This is a genomic window from Streptomyces sp. WI03-4A, assembly GCF_033792105.1.
GTDB classification, from domain to species: Bacteria; Actinomycetota; Actinomycetes; order Streptomycetales; family Streptomycetaceae; genus Streptomyces; species Streptomyces collinus_A.
Map to the genome: position 1 here is coordinate 24,154 of NZ_JARAUO010000018.1, position 12,837 is coordinate 36,990.

The window sequence follows — 12,837 nt, forward strand, 5'->3', positions numbered from 1 at the left end:
CGGGTCAGGCCGGGACAACGAGGTCGCCGAGCGCCTGCCAGCGGTCCAGGGCGCCCTGCGGCGAGTCGGCGGTGAACAGGGCGTGGCCGAGCCGCGAGCGGCAGTCCTCGACACCTGGGATGGTCTCGCCCGGCGCGAAGTACACGGCGGTCTCGAGGACTCCCGGCAGCACCTCCAGCTCCGGCCACCCGGTGAGCTCCTGGTACGAGGAGCGGCCCGCCGCGGAGAAGAAGCGGATGCCGGCGCTCTCGGCCTGCGGCCGCCCGAAGGCGCCGACCGTCTCCGGCGCGACGCCGAGCGCGGTGGCGACGGCCACCCTGGGCAGGCTGACGCCGGTCACGAGCCGCAGCAGCTCCACGATCCGGTCGCCCGGCAGCCGGGCGCCGATCTCGATGAGCACAGGACCGTCGGCGGTCAGGCGCAGTTCGCAGTGGAAGGGGCCGCTGGTGATGCCGACGGCGCGGACGACGTCGCCGACGTACGCCTCGACGTTCTTCAGCGTGGCGTCGTCGACGAGCGCCGGGGTGAGGTGGCCGAGCTCCACGAAGTCGGGCTCGGGGCCGAGCAGCGTGCGGCTGAGGGCGACGACGTTGATCTCGCCGCTCTCCAGGACATAGCCGTCGGCGCTGAACTCGGGTCCCTGGACGTACTCCTCGACGAGCACCCGGTGCTCGTGCAGCCTGCCCATGTCGGGCTCCGGGTCGGTCACGAGCCGCCGGAACGCGGCGGTGAGCTGGTCGAGGTCGTCGGCGCGGCTGACGTGGATGCTGCCGGAGCAGGCGACCGGCTTCAGCACGCAGGGGAAGCCGACCCGTTCGGCCGCGGCGCGCAGTTCGGCGTCGGTGGTCGCCTGGGCGAAGCGCGGGGTGCGCAGCCCGGCCTCCGCCACGGCGGCTCGCATGACGCTCTTGTCCCGGACCCGGTCGACGGTCGCCACGGGCAGTCCTGACAGGCCCAGTGCCGCGGCGACGCGCGCGGTCGCCGTCACATAGATGTCGGAGCCCGGCAGCACCGCCTCGAACGGCTCGGCCCGGTGCAGTTCGAGCACGGCCGCTTCGAGGGCGGCCTGGTCGTTGGTCTCCACCGTCAGCACCGAGTCGGCCGCCGCGCGCACGGCGTCGGAGAGCCGGCGGTCGCCGGAGTCGGCGGTGGCGACGACGACCCGAAGTCCCATCTCGGCCGCGACGCCGATCAGGGTGGCGCCGCCGGAGGAGGCGGGTTCTACCACGAGGACGCGGGCAGGACGAAGTACATCTGTGTGCGGCAAAGCGGAACCCCCGGGCAGAGCTGTATGGACCGGGCTCGCGATGCCGATCCTGATCATGATCTTTCTATCCGGGCGCCTTGGCCCCGGTCAATGGATCACCGCAAAATTGTCTGCGAGGGCGAACCTGAGCCGCACATTTTTCGGAACAAGGGCTCTGTCGGAGCCTGTTCGGCTCTCGGCGGCGACCGAACGCCTTCGTGAAGGTTCTCAGCGGTGAGCGGACGCGTCGTCATCCGACCGGAGCGCGCAGGGACGTCGAGAGCGCCGTGGAGGCCGGGCTCCGGGACGGTCGGCCGGTCTGCGGGAAGACGCTGCCGTGATCGAGGGCGGGCTGGACGGGATGACCGCCGACCTGGAGGCGATCACGAGGAGGATGGGGGACGATCTCGCGAACATCATCGGTCCCGGTTCGCCGCGGCAACACCCGAGCAGGGGCTCGAAGCCCGCCTGACGGGGCTCCATCCGGACCGTTCGCCCACGCACACGCTCGGCGTGACGTGTCGGGCGGCGCGCGACGGGGTGCTTTCGACGCCCCGTATTCTCGAAGCATGGGCGGCGCAGAGACTCAGAAGGCCGAACGGGGACCGGGGCGGCCGCGGCAGGAGCGGGTCACGGGCGACACCCTTGAGGCGGTGATCGAGTTGGTGACCGAGCAGGGCGTCAAAGCGGTGACCATGGATGCCGTGGCTGCGCGTGCCGGCGTGAGCAAGCCCGCCATCTATCGGCGCTGGCCTTCCAAGCAGGCTTTGATCATTGCGGCGGCCGAGTCGCGCATCGGCCCGCTGTCGGTGCCGGACCTGGGAGACGTTCGTGCCGAACTGCGCGAGGTGCTGACGGCGCGCTTGGAGGCGTACCGGCGACCGGGTACGGCGCGGCTGCTGGCCGAACTCATGGCGTCGGCCACCGAGGCGGGCGAGCCCCGCGGAGAGTACGTGGACTATACGGACCGGTTGATGGCCGCGACGCGCCGCATCCTCCAACGTGGCATCGCCCGCGGCGAGGTGCGGCCCGACATCGACATCCGCTCGGCCGCCACGCTGGTGGCGGCACCGTTGGTGTACCGCCTGCTGGCGGAACGTGAACTGCCCAGCCCGCGCTTTGTGGAGGACCTGGTGGATCTGGTCGTCCGGGCGGTTGGTCACCCGGGAACCTGAGAACCGCCGGCCCGTCCGGCTCGGGTTGCATGCGGAACGTACCGTCCGTCGTCGGGGCGAAACGCTGCAGCGCAGGGTCGGCGGCGACTGTCAGGGGGCCAGGCGGCGGGCGTCGCGCGCCGGGTCGATCAGGGTCACGGCGGCCGTGCCACCCAGCAGGAGCAGTACAGCCGTGAGGAGTACGGCGTGCTGGTAGCCGGATCTGCCCTGGGTGTCGACCAGGTATCCCGTCAGGGCGGGGGCGATCAGGCCGCCTGTGGTGACCACGGCGTTCATCAGGCCGAGAGCGCCGCCGCGCCGGCCGGCCGGGACGACTTCGGCGACCGAGGTGACCGCGACGGTCGACATGGCCCCGCACAGGCCGAAACCGAGGAGCAGGAGCAGCACGGTGAGCGGCCCGCGCGCGGCCTGCGAAAGGGTGGCACACCCGAGCGCCGAGACCAGAAGGGTGATGCCTCCCACGCGGGCACGGGCCCACTGGCTCGTCACGCCGCGGCGCAGCAGCCATCCGGTCACTCCGGCCTGTCCCAGCATCGTGACGGCGCTGACCGCCCAGATCCCGGCGACCAGGCCGGCGGCGGTGGTGGCGGGGTAGCCCAGGCCGTCGTGCAGGTACGAAGGCACCCACACCAGTGAGAGGGCGATCACCCAGTAGGTGCTGAAGTAGCCGATCGTGGCGCCGATCCAGGTCCTGGTGCCCAGGATGCGGCGGTACGAGAGGCCGGGAGAGTGCTCTTCGGCGCTGCCGTCGGGGGCGGTACCGGCGCCCTGACCGCCGGTTTCCGTGGCCCGGTCCTTGCCGAAAACGGCCCAGGCCGCCGCCCACACCACGCCGGCGACGGCGACGGCGGCGAAGGCGGAGCGCCAGCCGTGGTGCTGGATCACCCAGGTCAGCCCCGGTGCGGCAAGCACCACACCAAGGGCGACTCCCACGTTGAGCAGGGCGCCGGGAAGATTGCGTCGCCGGTCCGGGAACCACGCCAGGGCGCTGTGCTGGGCAACGGGGAAGGCGGGCCCCTCTGCGGCACCAAGCACGATCCGCGAGGCGACCAGCGCGGACAGCCCCCCACCGAGAGCCATCGGCATCTGGGCGATCGACCACAGCAGCGCCATGCCCAGCAGCAGCCACCGTGGCCTCACCCGGTCCGCCAGCAGCCCGCCCGCGGCGCAACAGACCGAGAAGAACAGGAAGAACGTGCTGTTGGCCAGCCCGAATCCGGTCGCGGACAGGCCCAGGTCATGGCGTATCGGGTCGGCCGCCAGTCCGAGGACGGACTTGTCGGCGAAGTTGACCATCATGAAGACGACCAGCAGCCCAGTGGCGGTCCAGGCATGCCGTCGGTGGCTGTGGCTCGTCGTGACGGGGTCGGTGAGCGTGACGGGGGTGAGATCGGTGTTGGGCACGGGGTCTCCGCGAAGGTAGCTGCTCTCGGACAGACGTGGTCGGCGTACGGCACGGGAAAGAAGCGCCGACAGATCGAGGCGCGCCGACAGGCGCCGATCGCAGCGGCAAGGAAATCGTTACGTGAAGTATCGATACGGCCCGGGGTGACGGCAAGACCTGTGTGCCGTGAATGCGGGGAGGGCGGCGGGGCGCCCTTGTCGAGGCCTGCTCGTCGGGCGGCGGGGATGGGGGGCGAGCCTCGGACGGTCACTGGCGGCGACCACAGGACGTGCATTCACCGTGCCCCGCGGGCGAGGCTGCGAAATGGTCATGGAGAAACCCTTGCGGTCGCCTCTCGCGATATCGATACTGCCCGTAACGATTTTTGGGATGCGACCGTGGAGGACCTCATGGAGATCACCGGAGCCGACAAGAACCCCCTGCTGGACAAACCGCTGATCCACTTCGGCCGGCGTGTGCTGGAGCGGACCGCGCCCGGTACGGCACCGGCCGAGTACCGGCTGCTGAAGATCGCGCCGATGACTCCGCACATCGGGGCGGAGATCGACGGTGTGGACCTGTCCCGGCCGATCGACGATGAGCTCGCGGAAGAACTGCGGCAGGCACTGCTCGAATGGAAGGTGATCTTCTTCCGTGACCAGCACGACGTCGGCGTCGAGGCCCACCTCGCCCTGGCCGCGGTGTGGGGGGAGCCGGAGCCGAACCCGTTCTTCCCCAAGGGCGACACCGTCGGCGTCTCACGGCTGGCGAAGGACGCGACGGCCATCGGCCAGGAGAACATCTGGCACAGTGACCACTCGTTCATGGCCGCGCCCGCCCTGGGTTCGGTGCTCCGCTCGGTCGAGGTCCCGTCGGCCGGCGGCGACACCATGTGGGCCGACATGGGTGCCGCCTACGACAACCTCACGGCCGAGATGAAGGAGCGCATCGACGGCCTCACCGCCGTACACGACTGGGAGCCCAGCTGGGGTTCGTTCATGACGCCGCAGCAGATCGAGGCATTGCGTGTTTTCCTGCCTCCGGTGGAGCACCCGGTCGTCGTGCGGCACCCGCGTACCGGGCGCAAGACCCTGTACGTCAACGAGCCGTTCACCACCCGCATCGTCGGACTTCCCGAGGACGAGAGCCGGGAATTGCTCCACGAGCTCGGCCTGCAGGCGCGCGTCCCCGAGCTGCAGGTGCGGTTCCGCTGGCAGCCGGACTCGATCGCGATCTGGGACAACATCGCCGTCCAGCACTACGCCATCAACGACTATTACCCCCAGCGTCGGGTGATGGAGCGCATCGCGATCGCCGGCGTCCCGCTGTCCTGAGCACGCCGCCGCCATCGGCACTCCGTGCGATCCAGCGGCTCACCGTCGTGCCTCCCCCTGGTGGCCGTGCTGCCCATATCGGACGGCACGGCCACCAAGCCACCCTGATCGCTTCCGGTCCGCGGCCATGACGCTCGGCTCCGCGCTGCGTGACACCCCTCGTTCTGCCTCCGCTCGTCCGCCCCGCCAAGGAGTGACGTGAACAGCCCCGCCCTCGACACGCCCGTCCTCGACCGCACCCTGAAGGAGCTGCGTGACCACGCCTCGTCCTGGGCGACCGCGCCGCTCACCGAGCGCATCGATCTGCTGGAACGGCTCATGCCCAGAATCCGCGACGGCGCGGCCGACCTCGCCGCGGCGGGCGCACACGCCAAGGGGTACGGCCCGGACGCCCCGTGGGCCGCGGAGGACTGGGCCGGCGGCCCGTGGTCGCTGGCCCAGAACGTCGGCGCGCGGCTGCACGTGATGCGACGCCTGGCCGCGGGCCGCGAACCGCTGCCCGAAGGTGCGGTGCACCAGCGGGGCGGCCGTACCTGGGTGGACGTCTTCCCCGTCACCGGCTGGGACCGTCTGCTGCTGGGCGGCTACTCGGCCCGGGTCCGGATGCAAGCCGGGATCACGGCAGAGCAGGCACGGAGCCGAGCGGCCGGACCGTATCGGGGCGGTGCCCGGCGTCCTGGTGTGGCGCTGGTCCTGGGGGCCGGCAACGTCGCCGCGCTCACCGCGACCGACATCCTGCACAAGCTCTATGCCGAGGGTCAGGTCGTCGTCGCCAAGATGAACCCGGTCAACGCCTATCTGCGCCCGCACTTCGAGCGGATCTTCGCCGAGTACATCCAGCGCGGCTGGGTGCGGTTCGTGGACGGCGGAACCGCCGAAGGCGCCTACCTCACCGCCCACGACGGTGTGGACTCCATCCATGTGACCGGCAGCGACCGCACCCACGACGCCATCGTCTGGGGCACCGACGACCGCGCCGAGCGGCGCCGGCGCGAGGATACTCCGCTGATCGACAAGCCGTTCACGAGCGAGCTGGGCGGGGTCAGCCCGTGCATCGTGGTGCCAGGGCCGTGGAGCAGGGCGGACTTCCGCTTCCAGGCCGAGCACATCGTCACCAGCAAGATGAACAACTCCGGCCACAACTGCATCGCCAGCCAGGTGCTGGTGCTGCCCCGCTCGTGGCCCGGTACCGACCTGCTGCTGGAGGAGATACGGCGGGTGCTGCGCGCCCTGCCGGCCCGCAGGGACTACTACCCCGGGGCCCATCAGCGGCTCCAGGCCGTGCTCGCGGAGCACCCGCAGGCCGAATGTCACGCCGACGACTCTCGGATCCTGGTTCCGGACATCACCGACCGCGACGACATGCTGCTCACCGGCGAGGTCTTCGCCAGCGCCCTGGGCGTCGTCCGCCTGCCCGGCGAGACCCCCGCGCACTTCCTGCAGCACGCCGTCGACTTCGCCAACGCCACTCTCCCCGGCACGCTCGGTGCGACCCTGATCGTCCACCCCCGGACCGAGCGGACCCATCCGGACGCGCTGGAAGGGGCCCTGGCCGAACTGCGCTACGGCACCATCGGCGTCAACACCTGGTCCGGCGTCAACTTCCTGCTCGGCTACACCCCGTGGGGTGCCCACCCCGGCCACACCCGGCAGGCGATCGGCAGCGGGATCGGATTCGTCAACAACGCCTTCATGCTCGAGGACATCGAGAAGACCGTGCTGCGCGCCCCCTTCGCCCCAGCCCCGCGCGGCCTGTTCACCGGATGTCCCTCACTGTCCCCCAAGCCGCCGTACTTCGTCACCAACCGCACCGGCCGCACCACCCTCGCACGCGTCACCCGCTTCACCACCGCGCCGAACCCCGCGCTGCTTTCCGCCGTTTTCGCCTCCGCCCTGCGCGGCTGATCAGGAACCCCGGATGAACCTCAACGACTTCCTCACCCGCGCCGCCGGCACCCGCGGCGACCGGACCGCCGTCGAACTCGGGGCCCAGCGGCTCACCTATGCCGAACTGCACGCCCTCGCCGGCCGCACCGCCGCGCTCCTTGCCGCCCGCGGCGTCCGACCCGGCGATCGGGTCGGCCTGATGCTGCCCAATCTCCCCGAATTCCCCGTCCTGTACTACGGCATCCTGCGCGCCGGCGCCGTCGTAGTACCGATGAACCCGCTGCTGAGACAGCGCGAGATCGCCCACTACGTGCGCGACTGCACCATGACCCTGCTTCTCGCCCACCAGGACGCGGCCGAAGAAGCACGACGCGGTGCGGACGGCGCCGCGACCTCGATCGTCTCCATCGCACCCGGAGGTCTGGTCGACCTCCTCGCCGGGCACCCCGACCCGGAGCCGGCCACCGCCCGCGGGGGCGACGACCTCGCCGTCATCCTCTACACCTCCGGCACCACCGGTGTCCCCAAGGGCGCCACGCTCACCCACGCCGGACTCGCGCGCAACTGCGAGATCACCGCGCGCGTGCTTCGCCTCACCCCCGACGACGTCATGATGGGCTGCCTGCCACTGTTCCACGCCTTCGGCCAGGCTTGCGCCATGAACGCCGCCGTGATCGCCGGTGCCCGTCTCACCCTGCTGTCACGCTTCGATCCGGGCCAGGCGCTGCGCGCCATCGCGGACCGGAAGGTCACCGTCTTCGAAGGCGTACCGACCATGTACGCGGCTCTGCTCGCCGAGCACCGGCGCGACTCCCGCACCGAGACCGACTCGCTGCGCCTGTGCGTCTCCAGCGGAGCCTCCCTGCCGGTCGAGCTGCTGCATGGCTTCGAAGCCGCCTTCGGCTGCTCGGTCCTCGAGGGCTACGGCATGTCCGAAACCTCACCGGTGGTCTCCTTCAACCACCTGGACCGGCCCCGCAGACCCGGCTCGGTCGGCACCCCCATCGAGGGCGTGGAGATGCGCATCCTCGACCCGCAGGACGGCGTCGGGGAGCTGTGCGTACGCGGCCACAACGTGATGGCCGGCTACTGGGGACGCCCCGACGCCACTGCTGAGACCATCGTGGACGGCTGGCTGCACACCGGCGACCTGGCCCGGGTGGACGGCGACGGCTACTACTACATCGTCGACCGCAAGAAGGACCTCATCATCCGCGGCGGCTACAACGTCTATCCCCGGGAGATCGAGGAGGTGCTCTACGAGCATCCCGGCGTTGCCGAGGCCGCCGTGATCGGCATCCGCCACGACCTCCTCGGCGAGGAGGTCGCCGCCGTGGTCGCCCTGCGTCCCGACGCCCGGACCGACGCCGAGGAACTGCGCCAGTTCGTGCGCCGCCGCGTGGCGCCGTACAAGTACCCGCGCGAGATCCGGCTCGTCGACGCCCTGCCGAAGGGCCCCACCGGCAAGATCCTCAAGCGCGAGATCGGGGGCTTCTAGCCGACCGCGGCCGCGCCGGGGCTGCGAGCCATCGCCCGACCGACTTCGCTGCCAGGAGAGTCTCCTCCTCGGCGCCGGAGGTGTTCGCGCACAGGTGTCGGACCCAGGCGGCCACGTCGGTGGATGAACTCACCGCCTTGAGCGGTGCCTCCTGCGGGTTGGAGCCGTCCACCGGCCAGGCACCGGATTTCGCCGACCTACCCTTCGAGCACCCGCTCCGGATCCTCCGGCCGTCGGGGACCACCGGCGTCCCGAAGGGCATCGTGCAGAGCCACGGTGGCATCGTGGTGGAGCCGCTGAAGGCGCTCGGGCTCGGTGCGGACCCGCGCCCCGAGGACCGGTACCTGTTCGTCACCTCCACCAGCCCGCGCGCTTGCTCTCTCCAGTTGCCATCGAGGTGTGCTCAGCGCTTTCTGGAAGAGCGGGTGGAACGGCCCGTTCATCCAGGAGGAGCGCACCATGGCGCAACTGGTAAGTCGGCCGACGATCAGCGCTGAGCAGTTCAGCCGGGTGTGTGACGAGATCAGGAGCACGGCGGCGACCGAGAAGAGCGGCCAGTGCATCCGGGACTGCGCTCTGCGCATCGTGCAGACCCTGGGCCTGGCGCTGTCCACGGATGACCTGAGCGGACTCCTCGCCGAACTCATGGCACCCGGGGCGGCCCCACACCAAGGGACCCCTCACTACACCCGAGAAGCAATCCTGGACATGCCTGACGAACAGGGAGGAGAAGAGGAAGGTCCGGTCAGGTAGAGCTGCACCCTCTCGGTCCGCGCCGACACATCGGGCACCGGCGCCAAGGTCCTGAAGGCAGGAAACCACCTGGTCATTCCCGGCTTTACGGGCCGGTGAGCGGAGTAGTGTGAGGACACCGGGAGTTCTTCGCGCACCGGCTCCGCTGCGGGTGCCGTTTCCGGTGATCGACAGCGCCGGGCCGCACCCACGAGCCCGGGGACAGGTCCGCGCCATGGCCGTGACCATCGACCGTACGACATCGAGCAGACGCGCGCCGCCGCAGCCGGCCCGGCTGTCCCTGACACCCGCGCCGGGCGGCCTGGACGGCGTGTGGTGGCCTCGCTCCCGTGCCCTCACCCGTGAGCTGCCGATCCTCACGGCCGCCCTGGGCGAACGTTGGGGCCGCATCACAGGTGTCACCGTGCACCCGGCCCACTGGCCCGTCACCCCGCTCTGGGTGTCCACCGCCGGGCGTACCGTGCAGGTGGGCTGGTCCACCGAGGAGCAGGATCCGCACAGACTGACCTTTGTCTCCACCGATGGCCGCCGGGACGTGCTGGTGATTCCGCCGGAAACCGGTGCGGACGCCGCCGCGCAGCTGATGGCCGGCGACGGCATCGATGTCCCGGCCCGGGAGGGAGCAGCAGAAGGGATCGCTGCCCGAAGCAGGGAAGAAGCGGGGGAGACCGACGGCGGAGCAGGTCGGCCGTCGTCTCTGCCCCGGCCCATCGGCTCGACAGGGCCTCCGCCCGGCGGGCGGCCGAGGTGAGAGAACCATGACTGTCATCGCCGTGGCCGTACTGCTCCTTCTGGTCGCCGTCGGAGTCGTTCTGATCCACCGGCTCAACGGTCAGCACGACGAACGGATCGCTGCCTTCCACTACAGCGATGTTCTGCCGGGGACCGGGCGTCGGCCCCGGAGGGGCCGTCGGCGGGCGGTGGACGCGAGCGCTCCGACGCGCCCCACCGCGACGGCGGCCGCGGATGACACCGACTTCGGCCCGACCGTGGGCAGTAGAGGAAGGCGCGTCATGGCGATATTGCGAGACCGGAAGACGTACCGCGACAGGATCATGCGGGCTCTGTACCAAGCCGCCGAGGGCAATCGCCTCCTGGGCGTCGACGGGGCGAAGCTCCGCACCGACCTCGGTATCCCTGAGCAGGACATGGCCGCTGCCTGTATGTACCTGGCGGGCGAAGGCTTGGTCGTCGTGGACTGGGGGAGGGGCAACACGCCCGCCATGATCACGCTGACGCACCAGGGGATCCGGCAGATGGAGACGGAAGAGGAAGGGCGTGGCTGAGCCGCCACGTCGGCTTCTGGGACCGAAGCGAACCTTGACGAGGCTCGTTCATGTCGGATCCATCCCTCTGGGCGTAACGTGGGAAGCGGGTCGGCGCACGCTCACGTGCAACGACCCGGAAGGGCGGCTCCGGCGGGTATACGCCGGAGCCGTTGCCTGTTTCCGTGACCGCGCCGTGCGGCGAGGCGCTCGCGCGGGTCGTTCGGGCGTACGGTGAGCTAGCAGGGTCGTATCGCGGTCGCATGCTCTGCGGTCGCACTGATCTTTGCGGACGGGCGGACATCATGACCGACTCAGACACCCCCGACCACCTCCCCCGGCTCCTGCCGGACGCCGTTCACCGGTCGGTGAGACCGGGGACCGCCCTGCTGAGGTTGGAGACGACACGCGCACGCGAAGGAATCCTGGACGGCGCTTGGTGGCCGCGGTCCCGGGACATAAGTGCCGAGCTCCCCTCGCTGATCTCCGCGTTCACCGAGCATCTCGGACCTGTCACCCGGGTCGGTCTGGACGGCAGCGCCTGGGACGAGCTGCCGACCCGGGTGATGGTCGACGGCCGTGTCGTCCACATCGACTCCTTCCCGGTCGGTGACGACACCGTCCTCATCACCCGGGGCGACCGGGACCATTTCTCCCTGATGCTGGTCCCTCCGGACACGTCGCCCGACGCGGCACGCGCCGCGATGGCCAGGGCCGTACGGGCCGACAACGTCACCGGGTCCAGGCAGATCCTCATCGAGACGGGCAGCGACACGCCACCTACGCCGGCCTGACGCATCCGCCGCGGATCGACTCCCATCGGGCTGGACGCTAGATGCGGGCGAACTTCTTCGTCTGCTGGGAGAATTCCTGGGCCATGGCGGCGCTGACCGTGGGCTTGGTGTCGCGGATCGTTTCCAGATAGTCGACGGTGGTGGGGGTGGCCCGGGTTCCGGTGTCGAAGGTGCGCTCGAACTGGGCCTGGGAGACGGTTCGTGCCGCGTGGGCGATGTCGGCGGGGGTGAACCCCTCGCTGGCGGACGCGAGTACCGCGCTGTCGGCCGGCGCGCCCGCTCGGGCCAGGTAGCTCTCCCACAGTGCGGTCCTGGCGGTGTGGTCGGGAGGGCCGATCGGCAGCACGTAGTCGAAGCGGCCGTGCCGCAGGAACGCGGAGTCGAGCGTGGTCACGTTGTTCGTGGCACAGACGAGCAGCCGCCCGTCCTGGCCGCGGAACCGGACGATCGCCTTGAGCAGTTCGTTGACGACGCCCACAGCGGTCGCGTCCGCGCCACCGCGTTCGCCGGCGATCTCCTCGACCTCGTCGATGAACACGAGGACGTGGTCGAGCCGGGCGATCTCGTCGAAGCGCCGGTTCAGCCCGGTCGCCAGGCCGTACTCGGCGGCCAGACGGGCGGGGAACAGTTCGAGGAAGGGCCATCGCAGGCGGCTGGCCATCGCGTGCGCGAACGTGCTCTTGCCGGTCCCGGGCGGGCCGAACAGCATCACCGCCCGTGGCAGTTCCACTCCGTGCTGCGCGGCCAGTTCGGGATGGGCCAGCGGCAGGACCAGGCGCCGCTCGATGAGCCGCTTCTCCCGTTGCATGCCCGCGACTTTCTGCCACAGCCCCCCCGGCGGCAGCTCCGCTCCGAGCGAGGACAGTGTGCCGGCCGACTGCGGGGTCACCGGTCCGCGTTTCTCGAAGAAGACCAGGCCGGGGCGGGCACCGAAGTCGCAGTTGCGCAGGGCGGTGGCACCGGTCCCGCCCTCGGGCAGGGCGGCGTGCACCGCGCGGACGCCGACGGCGAAGAGCCGTTGCTCAAGGGCGGTGATCAGGGCACTGCCCAGCCCGCGCTGCCGCCAGCCGGGCGCCATGCAGATGCGCAGGATCCATGCCCGTTCGCCCTCCACCCTGCTCACCGCGGCACCGATCAGCACGTCGTCGGCCGTGGCCACCACAGCCGGGTGACGGGTCTGGAGGGCCGTCACGGCGTCCGAGAGCGGGAAGAGCGGCGGCTCCTCGGCGGTGCCGCTCTCCATGTCGACACGGATCAGTGCTTCGAGATCGTCCTGGGTGTAGTCCCTGACGCGCCAACCCGTCATGATCAGCTCCACGTGTTCGGCCGTACTCCCATCATCGGCCGATGCCCGGAGGACGCGCGCCCGCCAGGGGCGCGGCGGCGGATCACCTCACGCGGCCCTCGTCCGGTTCGGCTTCCTCCTCGTCGGGCAGGTGGACGTCGTCGACGGCGATGGAGACGCCGTACTGGACCGATGTTCCTCACAATCATCGGCTCC

Annotated in this window: 11 protein-coding genes; 8 read left to right on the forward strand and 3 right to left on the reverse strand. The window is 70.6% G+C overall.

Annotation, left to right across the window (positions count from 1 at the left end):
* Positions 1-4: 4 nt before the first annotated feature.
* A complete protein-coding gene (locus tag PV343_RS19585; protein ID WP_319148245.1) occupies positions 5-1,228 on the reverse strand; it encodes an ATP-grasp domain-containing protein in 1,224 nt (407 codons plus the stop codon).
* A gap of 587 nt (positions 1,229-1,815) precedes the next feature.
* On the opposite strand from PV343_RS19585, the gene PV343_RS19590 reads away from it, so the two are divergent.
* Positions 1,816-2,421, forward strand: coding sequence for a TetR/AcrR family transcriptional regulator (locus PV343_RS19590; RefSeq protein ID WP_319148246.1), 606 nt, complete (start codon positions 1,816-1,818; stop codon positions 2,419-2,421).
* Between the two features lie 90 nt (positions 2,422-2,511).
* Here PV343_RS19590 and PV343_RS19595 read toward each other — a convergent pair whose 3' ends face one another.
* Positions 2,512-3,825 carry an MFS transporter gene (locus PV343_RS19595; protein ID WP_319148247.1) on the reverse strand — a complete coding sequence of 438 codons (1,314 nt, stop codon included), beginning with the start codon at positions 3,823-3,825 and terminating at the stop codon, positions 2,512-2,514.
* Between the two features lie 390 nt (positions 3,826-4,215).
* Between PV343_RS19595 and PV343_RS19600 the strand changes: the two genes are divergently transcribed.
* The 7 genes from PV343_RS19600 to PV343_RS19630 all read left to right on the forward strand — a co-directional run bounded on the left by PV343_RS19600 (position 4,216) and on the right by PV343_RS19630 (position 11,336).
* Complete coding sequence (locus PV343_RS19600; protein WP_319148249.1) at positions 4,216-5,139, forward strand: TauD/TfdA dioxygenase family protein; 924 nt, start codon at positions 4,216-4,218, stop codon at positions 5,137-5,139.
* Positions 5,140-5,337: 198 nt separating this feature from the next.
* Positions 5,338-7,044 carry an aldehyde dehydrogenase family protein gene (locus PV343_RS19605; protein ID WP_319148250.1) on the forward strand — a complete coding sequence of 569 codons (1,707 nt, stop codon included), beginning with the start codon at positions 5,338-5,340 and terminating at the stop codon, positions 7,042-7,044.
* Between the two features lie 13 nt (positions 7,045-7,057).
* A complete protein-coding gene (locus tag PV343_RS19610) occupies positions 7,058-8,524 on the forward strand; it encodes a long-chain-fatty-acid--CoA ligase (protein ID WP_319148251.1) in 1,467 nt (488 codons plus the stop codon).
* Positions 8,525-8,643: 119 nt separating this feature from the next.
* Positions 8,644-9,021 carry a hypothetical protein gene (locus tag PV343_RS40430; RefSeq protein WP_415923502.1) on the forward strand — a complete coding sequence of 126 codons (378 nt, stop codon included), beginning with the start codon at positions 8,644-8,646 and terminating at the stop codon, positions 9,019-9,021.
* A gap of 470 nt (positions 9,022-9,491) precedes the next feature.
* Positions 9,492-10,028, forward strand: coding sequence for a DUF5994 family protein (locus PV343_RS19620; RefSeq protein WP_319148252.1), 537 nt, complete (start codon positions 9,492-9,494; stop codon positions 10,026-10,028).
* 262 nt (positions 10,029-10,290) lie between these two features.
* Positions 10,291-10,563 (forward strand): hypothetical protein, encoded by a 273-nt coding sequence (locus tag PV343_RS19625; protein WP_319148337.1) that lies wholly within the window; start codon positions 10,291-10,293, stop codon positions 10,561-10,563.
* 284 nt (positions 10,564-10,847) lie between these two features.
* A complete protein-coding gene (locus tag PV343_RS19630) occupies positions 10,848-11,336 on the forward strand; it encodes a DUF5994 family protein (protein WP_319148253.1) in 489 nt (162 codons plus the stop codon).
* A 37-nt stretch (positions 11,337-11,373) separates the two neighbouring features.
* Here PV343_RS19630 and PV343_RS19635 read toward each other — a convergent pair whose 3' ends face one another.
* Complete coding sequence (locus tag PV343_RS19635) at positions 11,374-12,642, reverse strand: bifunctional GNAT family N-acetyltransferase/ATP-binding protein (protein ID WP_319148254.1); 1,269 nt, start codon at positions 12,640-12,642, stop codon at positions 11,374-11,376.
* Between the last annotated feature and the right edge of the window lie 195 nt (positions 12,643-12,837).

What these genes read in the sequence shown, in the direction of transcription:
- PV343_RS19610 (WP_319148251.1), top strand. Translation starts at nt 7,058, where the DNA reads ATGAACCTCAACGACTTCCTCACCCGCGCCGCCGGCACCCGCGGCGAC.
- PV343_RS19625 (WP_319148337.1), top strand. Translation starts at nt 10,291, where the DNA reads ATGGCGATATTGCGAGACCGGAAGACGTACCGCGACAGGATCATGCGG.
- PV343_RS19590 (WP_319148246.1), top strand. Translation starts at nt 1,816, where the DNA reads ATGGGCGGCGCAGAGACTCAGAAGGCCGAACGGGGACCGGGGCGGCCG.
- PV343_RS19600 (WP_319148249.1), top strand. Translation starts at nt 4,216, where the DNA reads ATGGAGATCACCGGAGCCGACAAGAACCCCCTGCTGGACAAACCGCTG.
- PV343_RS19620 (WP_319148252.1), top strand. Translation starts at nt 9,492, where the DNA reads ATGGCCGTGACCATCGACCGTACGACATCGAGCAGACGCGCGCCGCCG.
- PV343_RS19635 (WP_319148254.1), bottom strand. Translation starts at nt 12,642, where the DNA reads ATGACGGGTTGGCGCGTCAGGGACTACACCCAGGACGATCTCGAAGCA.
- PV343_RS19630 (WP_319148253.1), top strand. Translation starts at nt 10,848, where the DNA reads ATGACCGACTCAGACACCCCCGACCACCTCCCCCGGCTCCTGCCGGAC.